Source organism: Pseudomonas sp. AM4(2022) (assembly GCF_036346515.1).
In the GTDB taxonomy this organism is placed as follows: Bacteria; Pseudomonadota; Gammaproteobacteria; order Pseudomonadales; family Pseudomonadaceae; genus Aquipseudomonas; species Aquipseudomonas paracarnis.
In genome coordinates this window covers 131,794-150,736 of sequence record NZ_JAOTNW010000007.1, presented here as the reverse complement: position 1 = coordinate 150,736, position 18,943 = coordinate 131,794, and the positions used below count along the sequence as shown (strand labels likewise).

17 protein-coding genes are annotated in these 18,943 nt (G+C 60.7%); 1 reads left to right on the top strand and 16 read right to left on the bottom strand.

The annotated features are described in order from the left end of the window. Positions 1-111: 111 nt before the first annotated feature. The gene (locus tag ODQ19_RS11980) at positions 112-864 is read left to right on the top strand and encodes an outer membrane beta-barrel protein (RefSeq protein WP_330210120.1); all 753 of its coding nucleotides are present in this window, start codon (positions 112-114) and stop codon (positions 862-864) included. A 62-nt stretch (positions 865-926) separates the two neighbouring features. Here ODQ19_RS11980 and ODQ19_RS11975 read toward each other — a convergent pair whose 3' ends face one another. The 16 genes from ODQ19_RS11975 to aceA all read right to left on the bottom strand — a co-directional run bounded on the left by ODQ19_RS11975 (position 927) and on the right by aceA (position 18,750). After that, on the bottom strand, positions 927-1,241 hold the full coding sequence (locus tag ODQ19_RS11975; RefSeq protein WP_281911785.1) for a helix-turn-helix domain-containing protein: 315 nt from the start codon (positions 1,239-1,241) through the stop codon (positions 927-929). After that, a complete protein-coding gene (locus ODQ19_RS11970) occupies positions 1,231-1,581 on the bottom strand; it encodes a toxin (protein WP_116665220.1) in 351 nt (116 codons plus the stop codon). Before ODQ19_RS11970 ends, ODQ19_RS11975 begins: the two co-directional genes overlap by 11 nt. 235 nt (positions 1,582-1,816) lie before the next feature. Next, positions 1,817-3,280: an NADH-quinone oxidoreductase subunit NuoN gene (nuoN, locus tag ODQ19_RS11965; protein WP_003174731.1), complete on the bottom strand. Its 1,464-nt coding sequence runs from the start codon at positions 3,278-3,280 to the stop codon at positions 1,817-1,819. Between the two features lie 7 nt (positions 3,281-3,287). Then, positions 3,288-4,820: an NADH-quinone oxidoreductase subunit M gene (gene nuoM / locus ODQ19_RS11960; protein ID WP_103734497.1), complete on the bottom strand. Its 1,533-nt coding sequence runs from the start codon at positions 4,818-4,820 to the stop codon at positions 3,288-3,290. Between the two features lie 55 nt (positions 4,821-4,875). Beyond that, positions 4,876-6,729, bottom strand: a complete 1,854-nt coding sequence (gene nuoL / locus ODQ19_RS11955) for an NADH-quinone oxidoreductase subunit L (protein ID WP_330210119.1) — start codon at positions 6,727-6,729, stop codon at positions 4,876-4,878. Continuing rightward, positions 6,726-7,034: an NADH-quinone oxidoreductase subunit NuoK gene (gene nuoK / locus ODQ19_RS11950; protein ID WP_003174727.1), complete on the bottom strand. Its 309-nt coding sequence runs from the start codon at positions 7,032-7,034 to the stop codon at positions 6,726-6,728. Before nuoK ends, nuoL begins: the two co-directional genes overlap by 4 nt. A gap of 2 nt (positions 7,035-7,036) precedes the next feature. Next, positions 7,037-7,540 (bottom strand): NADH-quinone oxidoreductase subunit J, encoded by a 504-nt coding sequence (gene nuoJ / locus ODQ19_RS11945; protein WP_003174726.1) that lies wholly within the window; start codon positions 7,538-7,540, stop codon positions 7,037-7,039. Between the two features lie 9 nt (positions 7,541-7,549). Beyond that, entirely contained in the window at positions 7,550-8,098 is a 549-nt protein-coding gene (gene nuoI / locus ODQ19_RS11940) for an NADH-quinone oxidoreductase subunit NuoI (protein WP_003174725.1), read from the bottom strand. Positions 8,099-8,109: 11 nt separating this feature from the next. Then, positions 8,110-9,117 carry an NADH-quinone oxidoreductase subunit NuoH gene (gene nuoH, locus ODQ19_RS11935; protein WP_003174724.1) on the bottom strand — a complete coding sequence of 336 codons (1,008 nt, stop codon included), beginning with the start codon at positions 9,115-9,117 and terminating at the stop codon, positions 8,110-8,112. Next, positions 9,114-11,828, bottom strand: a complete 2,715-nt coding sequence (gene nuoG, locus ODQ19_RS11930) for an NADH-quinone oxidoreductase subunit NuoG (protein WP_330210118.1) — start codon at positions 11,826-11,828, stop codon at positions 9,114-9,116. Before nuoG ends, nuoH begins: the two co-directional genes overlap by 4 nt. Positions 11,829-11,963: 135 nt before the next feature. After that, entirely contained in the window at positions 11,964-13,319 is a 1,356-nt protein-coding gene (nuoF, locus tag ODQ19_RS11925; protein WP_032896666.1) for an NADH-quinone oxidoreductase subunit NuoF, read from the bottom strand. Continuing rightward, a complete protein-coding gene (nuoE, locus tag ODQ19_RS11920) occupies positions 13,316-13,813 on the bottom strand; it encodes an NADH-quinone oxidoreductase subunit NuoE (protein WP_010566874.1) in 498 nt (165 codons plus the stop codon). The genes nuoF and nuoE overlap by 4 nt, the downstream gene beginning before the upstream one ends. A 2-nt stretch (positions 13,814-13,815) precedes the next feature. After that, positions 13,816-15,600: an NADH-quinone oxidoreductase subunit C/D gene (gene nuoC, locus ODQ19_RS11915; protein ID WP_330210117.1), complete on the bottom strand. Its 1,785-nt coding sequence runs from the start codon at positions 15,598-15,600 to the stop codon at positions 13,816-13,818. A 71-nt stretch (positions 15,601-15,671) separates the two neighbouring features. Then, on the bottom strand, positions 15,672-16,346 hold the full coding sequence (locus tag ODQ19_RS11910) for a NuoB/complex I 20 kDa subunit family protein (protein ID WP_003174719.1): 675 nt from the start codon (positions 16,344-16,346) through the stop codon (positions 15,672-15,674). Between the two features lie 10 nt (positions 16,347-16,356). Further along, on the bottom strand, positions 16,357-16,770 hold the full coding sequence (locus ODQ19_RS11905) for an NADH-quinone oxidoreductase subunit A (protein ID WP_003192109.1): 414 nt from the start codon (positions 16,768-16,770) through the stop codon (positions 16,357-16,359). A 654-nt stretch (positions 16,771-17,424) separates the two neighbouring features. Next, on the bottom strand, positions 17,425-18,750 hold the full coding sequence (gene aceA, locus ODQ19_RS11900) for an isocitrate lyase (protein WP_003174717.1): 1,326 nt from the start codon (positions 18,748-18,750) through the stop codon (positions 17,425-17,427). Positions 18,751-18,943 lie beyond the last annotated feature (193 nt).

Sequence of the window (18,943 nt, the reverse complement as noted above, 5' to 3'; positions counted from 1 at the left end):
TGAACCGTTTTTTCTCCATTTTGGTGCAAATCAGTTCGAACTTTTTGCAAACGCCAGGGTTCGAACCGATTCCTGAATACTTTGCCCACCTTAAAATGGAGATGTAAAGCGATGTCCAAACTATTCGGAAAAATCCTCAAGAACACCTCGTTGCTGGCCCTGGTGGCTGCGCCTGGCGTGGTGTTCGCAGCACCTTCCACCGACCCGATTTCCACGTTCGGGATCATGGGCAGCTACAACGACTTCAAACTTGAAGGCGGCAGCGAAAGCGACAAGGACCACATGCCCGAAGCGGGCCTGTTCTACAACTTCGGCAACAAGCTCACCGCCGAATCGGGCTTTATCTACCAGGCCGGTATCGAAGCCAAGTACGGCGAAAAAAGCGATAACAAACTCAAGGAAGGCCAGGCCGACCTCGACCTCGGCTGGCGTGCCGCGCTGGATGCGCGCAACTTCGTCGACGTGATCGTGGGCGGTGGCTACACCTGGACCCGCTACGAGCCGGACACCAATGGCTACGACATGAAACTCACCAACAAGTCGCCGTTCGCCAAGGCTGCTTTGGGCTACAACCACCAGTTCGATGACATGACTCTACGCGTAGAAGCCGGCGCCCGTCACACCATCGACGGTCGCGCCAAGCTCAAGGTGGACGGCGTTGGCAGCGACAGCGTGGACCTCAAGGACCGCACCAACCCTTACGCCGAAGTCAGCCTGCTGATGAACCAAAAGGGTGACCTGCCAGTGATGGCGGGCCTGTACTACACTCGCACCGAGTACAAGCTCGATAACGACTCCTATGTGGCCGACAACACCAAGCTCAAGCGTGATGAGTATGGTTTCAAGGTGGGTATCGCGTTCTGACGCTGTTTACGCTGTAAAAACGCCCCGAATGCTCGGGGCGTTTTTTTTGCGGCTATTGCCGGTCAGCCCAATGCGGCAAGTTGCGCCACGGTTTCCGGAAAGCGCGCCACCAGTCGTATCAACGTGACAGCCTGCGCATTCGGCTTGGCCCGGCCTTGCTCCCAGTTCTCCAAGGTGCGGGTGTTGGTGCGCAGGTACATGGCGAATACCGAGCGGGACAGATTGAGTTGCTGGCGTACGGCGATTACCTCGTCAGCGCTCAGTGGCGCCAGCTTGTTGAGGTGGGCTTTGTGGTTGCGCAGGGTGATTTTACCTTGGCGCTCATCGGCCAGGGCGTCGAAGCCTTCGACCAGTTCGGAAAAGATGTCACGTTTCATGATGTGTTCTCGCTTTGATTTCCCTGTCCAGCATGTGTTTAAGAGCTTTCTTGTGGTGGGGTGTCAGGTCGCTCTGTTCGTGTTTGCCGTACAAGGTGAACAACCAGAATTGCGTGCCGCCTGACCACCAGTAGTAAATGACTCGCAGGCCACCGCGCTTGCCTTTGTTTCGTCGTTCATCGATGAAGCGAACCTTCCTCAACCCGCCCGTCCCTTCGATCACGTCTCCTGCTTCGGGGTTTTTCATTAACTCCTGTTGAAAACCCTGGAAAAGCTCGTCACTCAGATAGTCTTTGCGATACCGCTCGAATGCCGGCAGTTCGATAAATAGAGCATCCATGTTCTGTACGTTGCCTGCGTAGAGTTTGGTGGCCCACCCGCGTTGGGTCAAGTGACCTTGCTGTGGGAACTTTCTTAAAACGCAAACACCATACGGCTGGCTTTTGCGGGTGGATGCCAGATGAAGAGGCAGATCGAGGAGGAAAATTCAGCGAGCAGGGGAGGGGAAAAACAGATCCCGGGAAACGCAAAACGGCGCCCTAAGGCGCCGTTCTGTTTACTGCATCAATAAGCGATCAAACGCCCAGCACCGCGTGCTGCACCAGGGTGAGCAACGGTTGTGGGTACACGCCCAGGAAGAACGCGAGCAGGGCGATGGCCAGCAGCATGACGCCACCGGCTTTCTGTTCCCAATGCAGCTCGGCATCCACACGGCGCAGGTTTGGCTCGATCAGGTACAGGGTGACCATCACGCGCAGGTAGTAGAACACGCCGATGGCGCTGCCCAGTACCAGCGAGGCAACCAGCCACCATTCGTGGGCTTCGACACCGGTAGCGACGATGTAGAACTTGCCGATAAAGCCCGCCGTCAGCGGAATGCCGGCCAGGGACAGCATCATCACGGTGAGCACGGCGGTCAGGTACGGCCGGCGCCAGAACAGGCCGCGGTATTCGTACAGGGCGTCAGCGTCACGGCCTTTGTACGGCGACGACATCAAGGTGATGACGCCGAACGCACCCAGGCTGGTGATCACGTAGGTGACCAGGTACACGCCAATGGCTTCCACGGCCAGGCCTTTGCTCGCCACCAGGGCGATCAGCAGGTAGCCGAAGTGGGCGATGGACGAATAACCCAGCAGACGCTTGAGGTTGTTCTGGGTCAGGGCCAGCAGGTTACCGAACAGGATCGACGCAATGGCGATCACGGTCAGCACGTTGCTCAGCACGCCGGTGTTGGCGGCAGGCGAGATCTGGAACAGACGCACCATCACCGCAAACACCGCCACTTTCGACGCAGTGGCCAGGAACGCGGCCACCGGCGCCGGGGCGCCTTCGTACACGTCCGGGGTCCACAAGTGGAACGGCACCAGCGACAGCTTGAACGCCAGGCCGATCAGCATCATCGCCAGGCCCAACTGGGCAATCGGCGCCGGGCTGTTGGTGGCGGCCAGGGCGTGGCCGATACCGGTGAAGCTCAGGCTGCCGGCTTCTGCGTAGAGCAGGGCCATACCGAACAACAGGAACGCGGAACCGGCGGCCGACAGCACCATGTACTTGATGCCGGCTTCCAGGGAGCGCTTGTTGAAGAAGGCGTAGGCCACCAGGCCGTAGGTCGGGATCGACAGCAGTTCCAGGCCGATGAACAGGCCCGCCAGGTGCTGCGCGCTGACCAGCACGATACCGCCGGCGGCAGCCAGCAGGATCAGCAGGTACAGCTCTTCGCGGTTGCCCGGGTAGCCGGTGCCGCCTTCGCCGAGGTAAGCGTGGGCGAGGGTGACGCAGGCCAGGGTCGCCACCAGAATCAGGGCGATGTACAGCAGCGCGAAGTCATCGACCATCATCAATGGCGTGACCGCCAGTGGCGCGACCTTGAGGGCCGGGATGATCGACAGCAGGGCCAGGTTCAACCCGGCGCAGGACAGCAGGAACGTTTGCGAGTGATTGCGGCGCCAGGCGATCGCCAGCATCACCACCACGATGGTGAGGCTGGTGATCAGCAGCGGCGCAAGCGCGATAAAGTGTTGGATCGTGAATTCCATAGCGCTCTTACCGGGCCGAAGCGAGTTGGGAGAAGGCGGTGCCGAACCACTGCTGCACGCCATGCATCGTTGCGGCAGAAGTGTCCAGGAACGGTTGCGGGTACACGCCGATGAAGATCAGCAGTACCGCAAGGCCGAGCACCATGATCAGTTCGCGCGCATCCATCCCTTGCAGGACGGTGTCGGACTTGGCCGGGCCGAAGTAGGCGCGGTGGATCATGATCAGCGAGTAGACCGAACCGAACACCAGGCCGGACGTGGCGATGGCGCTGATCCACGGTGTCTGCACGAAGGCGCCCATCAGGATCAGGAACTCGCCGATGAAGTTACCGGTACCCGGCAAGCCCAGGGACGCGGCCGCGAAGAACAGGCTGATTGCCGGCAGGTACGCGATGCGCGACCACACGCCACCCATTTCACGCATGTCACGGGTGTGCAGGCGCTCGTACAGCTGGCCACTGAGGATAAACAGGGCAGCGGCCGAAACACCGTGGGCCAGCATCTGGATCACTGCGCCCTGCAGCGCCAGTTGGCTGCCGGAGTAGATGCCGATCAGTACGAAACCCATGTGGGAAACGGACGAGAAGGCAATCAGACGCTTGATGTCGGTTTGGGCGAAGGCCAGGAACGCACCATAGAAGATCCCGATCAGACCCAGGGTCATGGCAATCGGCGCGAACTCGGCCGAAGCATTCGGGAACAGCGGCAGGGCGAAACGCAGCAGACCGTAGGCCGCCGTCTTCAGCAGGATACCGGCCAGGTCCACGGAACCGGCAGTCGGCGCCTGGGCGTGGGCGTCAGGCAACCAGGAGTGGAACGGCACCACCGGCAGCTTCACCGCAAAGGCGATGAAGAAGCCGAGCATCAGGATGTACTCGGTGGTCAGCGACATCTTGGTCTTCAACAGGTCGGCGTAGTTGAATGTAATCACGCCGGTGCTGTTGAAGTTGACCAGGACCAGGCCCAGGATCGCCACCAACATGATCAGGCCGGAAGCCTGGGTGAAGATGAAGAACTTGGTCGCCGCGTAGATCCGGGTTTTCTTGCCGTCCGAAGAGCTGTGACCCCAGAGCGCGATGAGGAAGTACATCGGCACCAGCATCATTTCCCAGAAGAAGAAGAACATGAACAGGTCCAGCGCCAGGAACACGCCGACCACGCCGCCCAAAATCCACATCAGGTTCAGGTGGAAGAAGCCCACGTGACGCTGGATCTCTTTCCAGGAGCAGAGTACCGAGAGGATACCCAGCAGGCCGGTCAGCAGGATCATCAACAGCGACAGGCCGTCGAGGGCCAGGTGCACGTTGATGCCGAAGCGCTGGATCCACACGTGCTTGAATTCAAGCGCGAAGGTGGGATCGACACCCGGTGCCGGAGCGAATGAATAGTCACCATGGGCCCACAGCCAGAGGCCGAGTGCGAGTTCCAGGGACATGGTCAGCAACGCAATCCAGCGGGGGAGGGTGGCGCCGAAGCGTTCACCCATCCAGCAGAGCAGGCCGCCGATAAAGGGGATCAGGATTAGCCAGGGCAGAATCATGACGGGCTCGTTTCCTTTCGCAAGTTTGCAAAGTACGCAGTGCACTTAAACATAGTCAGACCGCTACCACGACGATGGCGCCGATCACCAGCACGGCACCGGCCGCCATGGACGCTGCATACCAACGCAGTTGGCCAGTCTCGCTGCGGCTCAGGGCTGTGTGACCGGCCTTGGCGGCACGCGGGATCAAACCGATGGTCTGGTCGAGCGGGTCTTTGCGCAGTACATGGCTGATGGCGAGGTATGGCTTGACGAACAGTTTGTCGTAGAGCCAATCGAAGCCCCAGGCAGCGAACCACCAGGCCGACAGGAAGCGCCCGATGCCACTGTTGGCCACGGCGGTCACGAAACGACGCTTGCCGAGGAACAGCAGGGCGGCCAGCAGGATACCGGCGATGGCGATGGCGCCCGAGGCGATTTCCAGGCTGTGCTGGGCTTCGCCGCCGGCATGGCCGACGCTTTGTGGCAACACACCGTGCAGCGGCGGGGTGATCATCGCGCCGACGAACGTCGACAGTACGATCAGCACCGACAGTGGCAACCAGTGGGAGATGCCGTGGCCTGCGTGCGCTTCGGTCTTGGCTTCACCGTGGAAGGTGATGAAGATCAGGCGGAAGGTGTACAGCGAGGTCATGAACGCACCCACCAGGCCTGCGTACAGCAGGTTCTGGTTACCGCTGGCGAAAGCTTCCCAGAGGATTTCGTCCTTGGAGTAGAAACCGGCGGTCACCAACGGCAGGGCAGCCAGGGCGGCACCACCGACGATGAAGCTGGCGTAGGCCAACGGCAGCTTCTTCCACAGGCCGCCCATCTTGAAGATGTTCTGTTCGTGGTGGCAGGCCACGATCACCGCACCGGAGGCGAGGAACAGCAGGGCCTTGAAGAACGCGTGGGTCATCAGGTGGAAGATCGCCGCGTCCCAGGCGCCAACGCCCAGGGCCAGGAACATGTAGCCGATCTGGCTCATGGTCGAATAGGCGAGGATACGCTTGATGTCGGTCTGCACCAGCGCGGCGAAGCCGGCCAGTACCAGGGTCACGCCGCCGACGATGCCTACAAGGTGCAGGATGTCCGGCGCCAGGGTGAACAGACCGTGGGTACGGGCGATCAGGTAGACACCGGCGGTTACCATGGTGGCGGCGTGGATCAGTGCCGACACCGGGGTAGGGCCGGCCATCGCATCCGCCAGCCAGGTTTGCAGCGGCAGTTGCGCGGATTTACCCACGGCGCCGCCCAGCAGCATCAGGGTGGCCAGGGTGATCCAGAAGTCGCCGACCTGGAATTTTTGCGGCGCCAGCACCAGCAGTTCCTGGATATTCAGCGTGCCCACCTGTTGGAACAGGATGAACAGGCCGATGGCCATGAACACATCGCCGATGCGCGTGACGATAAACGCCTTGAGTGCTGCGTTACCGTTGTTGCGGTTGCTGTAGTAGAAACCGATCAACAGGTACGAGCACAGGCCCACGCCTTCCCAGCCGAAGTACAGGAACAACAGGTTATCGCCCAGCACCAGGAACAGCATGCTGGCGATAAACAGGTTGGTGTACGAGAAGAAGCGCGAGTAGCCCGCTTCACCGCGCATGTACCAGGATGCGAACAAGTGGATCAGGAAACCCACACCCACCACCACGCCGAGCATGGTGATCGACAGGCCGTCGATGTAGAGGGCGAAGTTGGGTTTGAAGCCCTCAACCGCCATCCACTGCCACAGCACCAGGGTGTAGTGACCGCCTTCGGGCGGTGCCACGTTGAATTGCCAGATGACGTAGGCGGCCACGATGGCCGACAGGCCAATGGAGCCCACGCCGATCAGGGCCGAGACGTTTTCCGACCAGCGCCCGCGCGAGAACGACAGCAGCAGGAAACCGATCAGGGGGAATACGAAAGTCAGAAAGATCATGTTCATCCGCGCATCTCACTGGCAGCGTCGATATCAAGCGTGTGGAAGCGACGATACAGCTGCAGCAGGATCGCCAGGCCAATACTGGCTTCGGCGGCTGCCAGGCTGATCACCAGGATGAACATCACTTGCCCATCCGGCTGGCCCCAACGTGCGCCTGCCACGATGAACGCCAGTGCCGCGGCGTTCATCATGATTTCCAGGCTCATCAACACGAACAGAATGTTACGGCGAACCATCAGGCCGACCAGGCCAAGGCAGAACAGGATGCCGGCGACCGCCAGACCATGCTCCAAAGGGATAGCAGGCATCGTCATTGCTCCTTGGCTTCGTTGCGGCCCAAGTGGAAGGCAGTGATGGCTGCGGCGAGCAGCAGCATCGAAGCCAGTTCGACCACCAGCAGGTACGGGCCGAACAGGCTGATGCCTACGGCTTTCGCGTCTACGGTGGTGTGGCCGATGGCCTGGCCGCTCTGGTGAGCGAACAGCACATACAGCAGTTCACCCAGCAGCAAGGCTGCGAGGACAACCGGGCCGAGCCAGATGCCGGGCTTGAGCCAGACGCGCTCCTGGGCGACCGAAGCCGGCCCCAGGTTGAGCATCATCACCACAAACACGAACAGCACCATGATGGCGCCGGCGTAGGCGATCACTTCCAGCACACCGGCGAACGGTGCGCCGAGGCTGAAAAAGGTCATGGCCACGGCGATCAGCGAAATGATCAGGTAGAGCAGGGCGTGCACGGGGTTAGTGTTGGTGATCACGCGAAGCGTGGACACCACTGCAATACCCGATGCGAAATAGAAAGCGAATTCCATCTTTCTTCCTTAAGGCAGCAAGCTCTTCACGTTGATCGGTTCGGCTTCGTTTTGTGCGGCGCCTTTTGGCTTACCGGCAACGGCCATACCTGCAACACGATAGAAGTTGTAATCAGGGTTTTTACCGGGACCAGAGATCAAAAGATCTTCTTTCTCGTACACCAGGTCCTGACGTTTGAACTCGGCCATCTCGAAATCCGGTGTGAGCTGGATCGCGGTGGTCGGGCAAGCTTCCTCGCAGAGGCCGCAGAAAATGCAGCGCGAGAAGTTGATGCGGAAGAAGTCCGGGTACCAGCGACCGTCTTCGGTTTCAGCTTTCTGCAGGGAAATGCAACCCACCGGGCACGCCACGGCGCACAGGTTGCAGGCCACGCAACGCTCTTCGCCGTCGGGGTCGCGGGTCAGTACGATGCGGCCGCGATAGCGCGGCGGCAGGTACACCGCTTCTTCGGGGTATTGCAGGGTGTCGCGCTTGCGAAAGCCGTGACCGAACACCATCACCAGGCTTCGCAACTGGGTACCGGTACCCTTAACGATGTCGCCAATATATTTGAACATGGGTCAAATCCTCACTGAACCGCGGCAGCGGGCGTGTTCAACAACACGACGGCAGCCGTCACCAGCAAATTGATCAGGGTCAGCGGCAGGCAGAATCTCCAGCTGAAATCCATCACCTGGTCATAGCGCGGGCGCGGAATCGAGGCGCGCAGCAGGATGAACAGCATGATGAAGAACGCGGTCTTCAAGAAGAACCAGAAGAAGGCCAACTGCGGCAGGATGCCAAACGGACCGTGCCAGCCGCCGAAGAACAGCGTGACCAGCAGGGCCGAGATCAAGATGATGCCGATGTACTCACCAACGAAGAACATGCCCCATTTCATACCGGCATATTCAATGTGGTAACCGTCGGCCAGTTCCTGTTCCGCTTCCGGCTGGTCGAACGGGTGACGGTGAGTCACGGCGACGCCAGCGATGAAGAAAGTACAGAAGCCGAAGAACTGCGGAATGATGAACCACAGGTTCTGTGCCTGGTACTCGACGATGTCGCGCATGTTGAACGAGCCAACCTGCACCACGATGCCCATCAGGGCCAGGCCCATGAACACTTCGTAGGACACGGTCTGGGCCGAGGCCCGCAAGCTGCCCAGCAGGGCGAACTTGTTGTTGCTCGACCAACCGGCGAACAGCACCGCATAGACCGACAAACCGGCCATGGCGAAGAAGAACAGCAAGCCGATGTTCAGGTCCGCCACGCCCCAGGTCGGGGTGATCGGGATGATCGCGAAGGCGATCAGCAAGGCGCTCATGGCTACCACCGGTGCCAGGGTGAAGATCACCTTGTCGGCGAACGGAGGGGTCCAGTCTTCCTTGAAGAACATTTTCAGCATGTCGGCCGCGATCTGGAACATGCCGAATGGGCCAACGCGGTTCGGACCGTAACGGTCCTGCCACCAGCCCAGCAGGCGACGTTCGACGAAGCTGAGCAGCGCGCCCGCGACGACCACGGCCAACAGGATCACGATGGCCTTGACCACCGAGATGATCACGTCAATTACTTCCGGCGTGAACCAAGTCATTGCGCTGCCTCCTGCAGACCGTCAACGGTTTTGCCGAAAATGGCAGGCGGAATACCGGCGATGCCTTTAGGCAGTGCAACCAGGCCGGCACCCAGCTCGTCATTGATACGCAGCGGCAGGCGCAGGGTCTGGCCGGCCACGTTGAGGCTGAGCAGGGCACCGTCGTTGACGCCCAGGCGGTCGGCTTCGGATTTGGAAACAGACACGTAGGCAGCAGGAATGCGCTCTTGAACCGGCGCGGCCTTGGAAGAGGTTTCTTCGCTGCCGAACAGGTGGAAGAACGGCACGACTTGCCAGGTGCCCGGCGCCGGGTTGAACGGACGCGGTACCGCAGCGAACCAGTTCAGCGAGTCACCGCTGGTTTCGATCAGGCGGGTGCCCGGGTCACCAGCGCGGATATGACCACCGACTTCGTCCTGGAACTTGTTCCAGGCCTGCGGCGAGTTCCAGCCCGGCGACCAGGCAAACGGCACCTGCTGACGCGGCTCGGCCGAACCCGAGTAACCTTCCATGGAGAAGGCGAACGCAGTGTCGATGTCTTGCGGGGTACGCGGTTCGTGCACGCTGATGTCGGCGCGCATGGCGGTACGACCGGAGTAGCGCAGCGGCTCGCGAGCCAGTTTCAGGCCCTTGATGCGGAACGCGGCGGACGGCGCGGCATCGACGATGCGAGCCAGTTGCGGCGCGCTGGCGGCGGTGGCAGCGGTCACGTGGTCGAGCTGGGTCCAGTCGATCGGCTGGTTCAGCAGGGTCGCACGCAGGGCGTGCAGCCAGCGCCAGCCTTCGTGTACCAGGATGCTGGCATCCATGTACTTCGGATCGAACACCTGGAAGAAGCGCTGGGCGCGGCCTTCCTGGCTGACCAGGGTACCGTCGCCTTCGGCGAAGGTGGCGGCTGGCAGCACCAGGTCGGCACGCTCGCTGGTGGCGGTCTTCTGGTGGTCGGCCACGATCAGGACTTTGGCAGCGTCCAGTGCAGCGTCAACCTTGGCGGCAGCGGTGCGGGTGTACAGGTCGTTTTCCAATACCACAATGGCGTCGGCGCTGCCGTCGGTCACTGCTTGCAGGGCAGCATCCAGGGACTCGCCACCGAGCATGGCCAGGCCCAGGCTGTTGGCTTCCGGCACCACCAGGCTGATGGAGCCGTTCTTGTCGCGCAGCTTCAGGGCCTTGGCGATGTTGGCAGCGGCTTCGATCAGCGCCTTGGAACCCAGGGAGGTGCCGGCGATGATCAATGGGCGCTTGGCCGCCAGCAGTGCGTCGGCGATGCGCTGGGCCAGTTCGACCGCTTCGGTGTCCAGGCCATCGACGGCAGGCGCGCTGGCGTCGAGGGCGTGGGCCACGGCGAAACCGAGGCGGGCCAGGTCGTCCGGTGCGGCGTGTACGCATTCTTCGGCGATGTCGTCGAGCTTGGTTTCAGCCAGGGACGCGATAAACAGCGGGTTCAGCGCGTGCTGACCGATGTTCTTCACGGCGGCGTCAAGCCACGGCTGCACGCGCATGGCGTCGGCCATTTCCTCGGCCTTGCCTTTGACCGACTGGCGCAGCGACAGGGCAATGCGCGCAGCGGTCTGGGTCAGGTCTTCACCAAGCACGAAGATCGCATCGTGGTCTTCGATGTCGCGCATGTTCGGTACTGGCAGCGGGCTGTCGTTCAGCACTTGCAGGACCAGGCGGATGCGCTCCAGCTCGCCGGCTTCGATACCGCAGTAGAAGTGCTCGGCGCCGACCAGCTCGCGCAACGCGAAGTTGCTTTCGAGGCTGGCACGCGGCGAACCGATACCGACGATATTGCGCCCGCGCAGCAGGTCGGCGGCTTTATCCAGCGCAGCGTCCAGGCTCAGCTTGGCGCCATCGGCCAGCAGCGGCTGGCGTGGACGGTCTTCGCGGTTGACGTAGCCATAGCCGAAACGGCCACGGTCGCACAGGAAGTACTGGTTGACCGAACCGTTGAAGCGGTTTTCGATGCGACGCAGTTCGCCGTAGCGCTCGCCCGGGGAGATGTTGCAACCGCTGGAGCAGCCATGGCAGATGCTCGGCGCAAATTGCATGTCCCACTTACGGTTGTAGCGCTCGGAGTGAGTCTTGTCGGTAAACACACCGGTCGGGCAGACCTCGGTGAGGTTGCCGGAAAACTCGCTCTCAAGCACGCCGTCTTCAACGCGACCGAAGTACACGTTGTCGTGGGCGCCGAAGACGCCCAGGTCGGTGCCGCCGGCGTAGTCTTTATAGAAGCGCACGCAGCGGTAGCAGGCGATGCAGCGGTTCATTTCGTGGGAAATGAACGGGCCGAGGTCCTGGTTCTGGTGGGTACGCTTGGTGAAGCGATAACGACGCTCGTTGTGGCCAGTCATCACCGTCATGTCTTGCAGGTGGCAGTGACCGCCTTCCTCACAGACCGGGCAGTCGTGGGGGTGGTTGGTCATCAGCCATTCGACAACGCTGGCGCGGAACGCCTTGGATTCTTCATCGTCGATGGAGATCCAGGTGTTGTCGGTGGCTGGGGTCATGCAAGACATGACGATACGACCACGGGTGTCGTTCTCGTCGGTGTATTGCTTGACCGCACACTGGCGACAGGCACCGACGCTACCAAGCGCGGGGTGCCAGCAGAAATACGGGATGTCGAGGCCGAGTGACAGACATGCCTGTAACAGGTTGTCTGCCCCATCGACTTCGAGCGCTTTGCCGTCTACGTGGATAGTGGCCATGGTTCAAAGTTCTTCGTTGGCCCGTTGTCAGCGGGCGTGGCTAATGGAATCTTGTTATTCATGTGCATCTACACAGCCTTGAAGGCGTCAGCACATGAGCAGGCGAAGGGCACGGACCCTTCGCCTGTTTAAGCGTTACGCGCCGACTACGATCGGCTTCGCCAGAGGCGGGACGGCGGCGCTGGTGGGCGCGATGCCGGCTTCGAACTCCGAGCGGAAGTATTTGATTGCGCTGCCCAATGGCTCCACGGCGCCCGGTGCGTGAGCGCAGAAGGTCTTGCCTGGGCCGAGGAAACCGACCAGGCCCAGCAGGGTTTCGATGTCACCCTCGCGGCCTTCGCCATTTTCCAGGGCCATCAGCAGCTTGACGCTCCACGGCAAACCGTCGCGGCACGGGGTGCAGAAACCGCAGGACTCGCGGGCAAAGAACTGCTCCATGTTGCGCAGCAACGAGACCATGTTCACCGTGTTGTCCACCGCCATCGCCAGGCCGGTACCCATCCGGGTGCCGACCTTGCCGATGCCGCCGGCATACATCTGTGCGTCCAGGTGCTCAGGGAGCAGGAAGCCGGTACCGGCACCGCCTGGCTGCCAGGCTTTCAAGGTGTAGCCGTCGCGCATGCCGCCGGCGTAGTCCTCGAACAGCTCGCGAGCGGTCACGCCGAACGGCAGCTCCCACAGGCCCGGGTTCTTGACCTTGCCGGAGAAGCCCATGAGCTTGGTGCCCATGTCTTCGCTGCCTTCACGGGCCAAGGATTTGTACCAGTCCACGCCGTCGGCGATGATCGCCGGCACGTTGCACAGGGTCTCGACGTTGTTCACGCAGGTCGGCTTGCCCCACACGCCCACGGCGGCGGGGAAGGGCGGCTTGGAACGCGGATTGGCGCGGCGGCCTTCGAGGGAGTTGATCAGTGCGGTTTCTTCACCGCAGATATAACGCCCGGCGCCGGTGTGTACGAACAGTTCGAAGTCGAAACCGGAACCGAGGATGTTCTTGCCCAGCAGGCCGGCGGCCTTGGCTTCTTCCACGGCACGGTTCAGGTGCTTGGCGGCGGTGGTGTACTCGCCACGCAGGAAGATGTAGCCGCGGTAGGTTTTCAGCGCACGGGCACTGATCAACATGCCTTCGATCAGCAGATGGGGCAGTTGCTCCATCAGCATGCGGTCTTTCCAGGTGTTGGGCTCCATTTCATCCGCGTTGCACAGCAGGTAACGGATGTTGATGGATTCGTCTTTGGGCATCAGGCCCCACTTCACGCCGGTGGGGAAGCCCGCACCGCCGCGACCCTTGAGGCCGGCGTCCTTCACGGTCTGGACGATATCGTCCTGGGCCATGTCGGCGAAGGCTTTGCGCGCAGCCGCGTAGCCGTTCTTGGCCTGGTACTCGTCGAGCCATACCGGCTCGCCGTCGTCACGCAGGCGCCAGGTGAGGGGGTGAGTCTCGGCCGAACGCTTGATCAGGTTGGCCGGGCCGAAGGAAGTCAGGGTCATGGGTAGCCCTCGAGCAATTGGGTGACGCCAGCGGGCTGTACGTCACCGAATGTGTCGTCGTCGATCATCAACGCCGGCGCCTTGTCGCAGTTGCCCAGGCAGCACACCGGCAGCAGCGTGAAGCGGCCGTCCGGGGTGGTCTGGCCGAGGCCGATGCCCAGCTTGGCCTGGATCTCGCTGACCACGGACTCATGGCCGCCGATGTAGCAGACCATGCTGTCGCACACACGAATGATGTGGCGGCCAACTGGCTGACGGAAGATCTGGCTGTAGAACGTCGCCACGCCTTCAACGTCGCTGGCGGGAATGCCGAGGATCTCGCCGATGGCGTAAAGGGCGCCGTCGGGCACCCAGCCACGTTCCTTCTGGACGATCTTCAAGGCTTCGATCGACGCCGCGCGCGGGTCTTCGTAGTGATGCAGCTCGTGCTCGATGGCCGAGCGCTCGGTTTCACTCAAGGTGAAACGGTCTGTCTGGATAAGCGTGCTGTTCATGCTTAGCGGTCCACGTCGGCCATAACGAAATCGATACTACCCAGGTACGCAATCAAGTCCGCGACCATCTCGCCTTTGATCACCGAAGGGATCTGCTGCAAGTGGGCGAAGCTTGGGGTACGAATCCGGGTGCGGTAGCTCATGGTGCCGCCATCGCTCGTCAGGTAATAACTGTTGATACCCTTGGTCGCTTCGATCATCTGGAAGGATTCGTTGGCCGGCATCACCGGGCCCCACGAAACCTGCAGGAAGTGCGTGATCAGGGTTTCGATGTGTTGCAGCGTGCGCTCTTTGGGCGGCGGCGTGGTCAGCGGGTGATCCGCCTTGTACGGGCCTGCCGGCATGTTGCGCATGCACTGCTCGATGATCTTCAGGCTCTGGCGCATTTCTTCGACGCGCACGATGCAACGGTCGTAGGCATCGCCATTGGCCGCCAGCGGTACTTCGAACTCGAAGTTCTCGTAGCCGGAGTACGGGCGCGCTTTACGCAGGTCGAAGTCGCAACCGGTGGAACGCAGGCCGGCACCGGTGACGCCCCATTCCAGGGCTTCTTTGGTGTTGTACTGCGCGACGCCGATGGTGCGGCCTTTGAGGATGCTGTTGTCGAGGGCGGCTTTCTGGTACTCGTCCAGACGCTTGGGCATCCAGTCGATGAATTCCTTGACCAGGCGCTCCCAACCGTTCGGCAGGTCGTGGGCCACGCCGCCGATGCGGTACCAGGCCGGGTGCAGACGGAAGCCGGTGATGGCTTCGATGACCTTGTACGCGCGCTGACGGTCGGTGAAGGTGAAGAACACCGGGGTCATGGCGCCGACGTCCTGGATATAGGTACCCAGGAACAGCAGGTGGCTGGTGATCCGGAAGAACTCGGCCATCATGATGCGGATGGTGTCGACGCGGTCCGGCACCTTGATACCGGCCAGCTTCTCGACCGAGAGCACGTACGGCAGGTTGTTCATCACGCCGCCGAGGTAGTCGATACGGTCGGTGTACGGGATGAAGCTGTGCCAGGACTGACGCTCGGCCATCTTCTCGGCGCCACGGTGGTGGTAGCCGATGTCCGGGACGCAGTCGACGATTTCTTCGCCGTCCAGTTGCAGGATGATACGGAAAGCACCGTGGGCCGAAGGGTGGTTCGGGCCCAGGTTGAGGAACATGTAGTCCTCATTGGTGCCGGAACGCTTCATGCCCCAGTCTTCGGGGCGGAAACGCGCGGCCTCTTCTTCCAGCTGCTGCTTGGCCAGGTTGAGGCTGTACGGGTCGAATTCGGTGGCGCGGGCAGGGAAGTCCTTGCGCAGCGGGTGACCTTCCCAGGTCGGCGGCATCATGATGCGCGTCAGGTGCGGGTGGCCGGGGAAGTCGATGCCGAACATGTCCCAGACTTCACGCTCGTACCAGCTCGCATTCGGCCAGATACCGGTGACGGTCGGGATGCTCAGGTCGTTCTCGCTCAGGGCGACCTTGATCATCACGTCGCTGTTACGTTCCAGCGACATCAGGTGGTAGAACACAGTGAAATCGGCGCCGCTCGGCAGCCCCTGGCGCTTGGTGCGCAGACGCTCGTCCACGCCATGCAAGTCATAGAGCATGACGTACGGCTTGGGCAGGTTGCGCAGGAAGGTCAGGACTTCGACGAGCCTGGCACGCGCCACCCACAGCACCGGCATACCGGTGCGTGTGGCCTGGGCGGTGAAGGCGTCAGGGCCAAAACGGTTATTGAGTTCGACAACCACATCCTGGTCGTCTGCCTTATAAGGCGGGATGTACAGAGCACTGCCTGTAGTCATGGTTTTTTATCGCTTTCGGTCAACGTAAAGAATGAAGCCAGGTTTTCGTTCTATAAAAGAAGCGGGCTGGATCAGACTTCGTCGGGGCTGCGCAGGTTGGTGACTGCGATTCGCTGTTCGCGGCGCTGTTCCTTTTGAGACGGCATCTCGGCGCGATAAACGCCTTGATCACCGACCACCCAGGACAGTGGGCGACGCTCCTTGCCAATCGATTCCTGCAACAGCATCAAGCCTTGCAAGAACGCTTCGGGACGGGGCGGGCAGCCAGGCACGTAGACGTCCACGGGCAGGAACTTGTCCACCCCTTGAACGACCGAGTAGATGTCGTACATGCCACCGGAGTTGGCGCACGAACCCATGGAGATAACCCATTTAGGCTCGAGCATTTGCTCATAGAGACGCTGGATGATCGGCGCCATCTTGATGAAGCAGGTACCGGCGATAACCATGAAATCCGCCTGGCGCGGCGAGGCCCGGATCACTTCGGCGCCAAAGCGCGCGATGTCATGGGGCGCCGTGAAGGCGGTGGTCATTTCCACGTAGCAGCACGAAAGGCCGAAGTTGTACGGCCACAGGGAGTTTTTACGCCCCCAGTTGACCGCGCCACTCAGCACGTCTTCCAGCTTGCCCATGTAGATGTTTTTGTGGACTTGGTCTTCTAACGGGTCGGAAACGGTTTCCCGTTCACCGATGGGGTACTGCTCGTTAGGAGCATCCGGGTCGATCCTGGTGAGATTGTATTGCATTGCCAAAGCCTCATTGTTTCAGCTTCGCCTGCCGCTTGCGACGAGCTTCCGGAGCCCAGTCAAGGGCGCCCACTCGGAACAGGTAGACAAGACCTGCCAACAGAATTGCTATGAAAACGAGAGCTTCGACGAATCCGGTCCAGCCGCTTTCGCGGACGGACACAGACCATGCAAAGAGAAAGAGGGCTTCGATATCGAAGATCACGAAGAGCATCGCGACCAGATAGAATTTGGCTGAGAGCCGCAAGCGGGCGCCACCTGTAGGCAGCATGCCGGATTCGAACGGTTCGTTTTTGCTGCGGCCCCAGGCTTTTGACCCGAGGAGGCTGGACACGCCGAGCATGAAGGCGCAAAGGCCTACAACACCGAGGAGGAAAATGGCAAAGCCCCAGTTGTGGGCCATGAGTCCTGTCGCGTCGGTCATGCTGGAAATCCTTAACAGAGAGCAAAGGTCTCTGAGCTCGAAAAAGTAACGATGCAGTGACGATATGTCGCACTGCAATCAATCGCGGTGATTTTATGGCTAAACACCGGGCAAGTAAAATTCCCATGGCGAAATTATTCGGTGGAATAAGCACATAGTGCACCTTCTTGGGGCTGTAGCCCTTGTGGTGTGGGCATTAGCGGGCTTTTCATCAAATATGTTTTGTTTAAGCTGTAACGAAGTTTTCAGGCGCCAAATGATAATGAATATTGTTTGCGCGGGGTTTAAGCGAGTGTTTCTCATGTGGCGCGGGAAGTTGCCGTTACTTGCTTGAGTGTCGCTTAGTTGTCGCAACGGTTCTTTTAACCGATCGGATGTGCGCGGATACCGCTCTGGATCAATGTTTTGCGCAAAATTCCAGCCTATAGGCACGCTCTCTGTAGGAGCGAGCTTGCTCGCGAAAAACTCACAGGTGACGCATTCATTCTGAATTCCCGCGTCATCGTTCACCTCCTTCGCGAGCAAGCTCGCTCCTACAGGTGGCTATGAGCATTTTTTGAGGCAAAAAAACGCCCCGAACCAGTCGGGGCGTGATTGTTGCGCGGCACTGCGGTTAGGTCTTCCGTGGGGCCGCAGTGGCCGTGTACGCGGTACTTAGTGGAACTGCTCTTCTTCGGTCGAACCGGTCAGCGCGGTCACGGACGAGGTTCCGCCCTGGATCACGGTGGTCATGTCGTCGAAGTAGCCGGTACCCACTTCCTGCTGGTGCGCCACGAAGGTGTAGCCTTTGGCGGCGTCAGCGAATTCCTGCTCCTGCAGCTTCACGTAGGCGGTCATGTCGTTGCGAGCGTAGTCATGCGCCAGGTTGAACATGCTGTGCCACATGTTGTGAATGCCGGCTAGGGTAATGAACTGGTGCTTGTAGCCCATGGCCGACAGTTCGCGCTGGAACTTGGCGATGGTCGCGTCGTCCAGGTTCTTCTTCCAGTTGAAGGAAGGCGAGCAGTTGTAGGACAGCAGTTGGTCCGGGTATTCCTTTTTGATCGCTTCGGCAAAGCGGCGCGCTTCGTCCAGGTCTGGCTTGGCGGTTTCGCACCAGATCAGGTCGGCGTACGGCGCGTAGGCCAGGCCACGGGCGATTGCCTGGTCAAGGCCGGCGCGTACTTTATAGAAGCCTTCCTGGGTCCGCTCGCCGGTGACGAATGGCTGGTCGTACGGGTCGCAGTCCGAGGTCAGCAGGTCTGCTGCGTTGGCGTCGGTACGGGCCAGGATGATGGTCGGCGTACCGGCCACGTCAGCGGCCAGGCGAGCAGCGGTCAGCTTCTGTACGGCTTCCTGGGTCGGTACCAGTACCTTGCCGCCCATGTGGCCGCATTTTTTCACCGAAGCCAGCTGGTCTTCGAAGTGCACGCCGGCAGCGCCTGCCTCGATCATGCTCTTCATCAGCTCGTAGGCGTTGAGTACGCCACCGAAACCGGCTTCGGCGTCTGCCACGATTGGCGCGAAGTAGTCGATGTAGCCTTCATCGCCAGGATTCTTGCCGGCTTTCCACTGGATCTGGTCGGCACGACGGAACGAGTTATTGATGCGCTTGACCACGGTTGGCACCGAGTCCACCGGGTACAGCGATTGGTCGGGGTACATGGATTCAGCGGAGTTGTTGTCCGCTGCCACTTGCCAGCCGGACAGGTAGATCGCCTGGATACCGGCTTTTACCTGCTGGACTGCCTGGCCGCCAGTGAGGGCGCCCATGCAGTTGACGAAATCTTTGTCGGGACGGAAAGAAGGCTTGGCACCTTGGGTGACCAGGTTCCACAGCTTCTCGGCGCCGAGTTTTGCAAAGGTGTGCTCAGGTTGGACCGAGCCACGCAGGCGGACGACGTCAGCAGCGGAATAAGCGCGGGTCACGCCTTTCCAGCGTGGGTTTTCAGCCCAGTCTTTTTCAAGGGCTGCAATTTGCTGTTCGCGTGTCAGTGCCATGGGGAAAAACCTCGTCGCGTCTTGTTTGAAGTATCCGTTTGCCAGCCCGGCATTCGTTGCCTGGGTAGGGTTGCTCGCTGACCAGAAGCTTTGGTGTTCAAGTCAAATCTGACGGAGGTAGGCGACGGGATGAACGATGGGGCTCAAGGGGGAATTGAGCAGGTAAGGGCAAACTGCGAACGGTCTTCGGGCG

Coding starts and splice junctions, on each gene's coding strand:
- ODQ19_RS11980 (WP_330210120.1), top strand. CDS start 112: ATGTCCAAACTATTCGGAAAAATCCTCAAGAACACCTCGTTGCTGGCC.
- ODQ19_RS11975 (WP_281911785.1), bottom strand. CDS start 1,241: ATGAAACGTGACATCTTTTCCGAACTGGTCGAAGGCTTCGACGCCCTG.
- ODQ19_RS11970 (WP_116665220.1), bottom strand. CDS start 1,581: ATGGATGCTCTATTTATCGAACTGCCGGCATTCGAGCGGTATCGCAAA.
- nuoN (WP_003174731.1), bottom strand. CDS start 3,280: ATGGAATTCACGATCCAACACTTTATCGCGCTTGCGCCGCTGCTGATC.
- nuoM (WP_103734497.1), bottom strand. CDS start 4,820: ATGATTCTGCCCTGGCTAATCCTGATCCCCTTTATCGGCGGCCTGCTC.
- nuoL (WP_330210119.1), bottom strand. CDS start 6,729: ATGAACATGATCTTTCTGACTTTCGTATTCCCCCTGATCGGTTTCCTG.
- nuoK (WP_003174727.1), bottom strand. CDS start 7,034: ATGCCTGCTATCCCTTTGGAGCATGGTCTGGCGGTCGCCGGCATCCTG.
- nuoJ (WP_003174726.1), bottom strand. CDS start 7,540: ATGGAATTCGCTTTCTATTTCGCATCGGGTATTGCAGTGGTGTCCACG.
- nuoI (WP_003174725.1), bottom strand. CDS start 8,098: ATGTTCAAATATATTGGCGACATCGTTAAGGGTACCGGTACCCAGTTG.
- nuoH (WP_003174724.1), bottom strand. CDS start 9,117: ATGACTTGGTTCACGCCGGAAGTAATTGACGTGATCATCTCGGTGGTC.
- nuoG (WP_330210118.1), bottom strand. CDS start 11,828: ATGGCCACTATCCACGTAGACGGCAAAGCGCTCGAAGTCGATGGGGCA.
- nuoF (WP_032896666.1), bottom strand. CDS start 13,319: ATGACCCTGACTTCCTTCGGCCCGGCCAACCTGATCAAGCGTTCGGCC.
- nuoE (WP_010566874.1), bottom strand. CDS start 13,813: ATGAACAGCACGCTTATCCAGACAGACCGTTTCACCTTGAGTGAAACC.
- nuoC (WP_330210117.1), bottom strand. CDS start 15,600: ATGACTACAGGCAGTGCTCTGTACATCCCGCCTTATAAGGCAGACGAC.
- ODQ19_RS11910 (WP_003174719.1), bottom strand. CDS start 16,346: ATGCAATACAATCTCACCAGGATCGACCCGGATGCTCCTAACGAGCAG.
- ODQ19_RS11905 (WP_003192109.1), bottom strand. CDS start 16,770: ATGACCGACGCGACAGGACTCATGGCCCACAACTGGGGCTTTGCCATT.
- aceA (WP_003174717.1), bottom strand. CDS start 18,750: ATGGCACTGACACGCGAACAGCAAATTGCAGCCCTTGAAAAAGACTGG.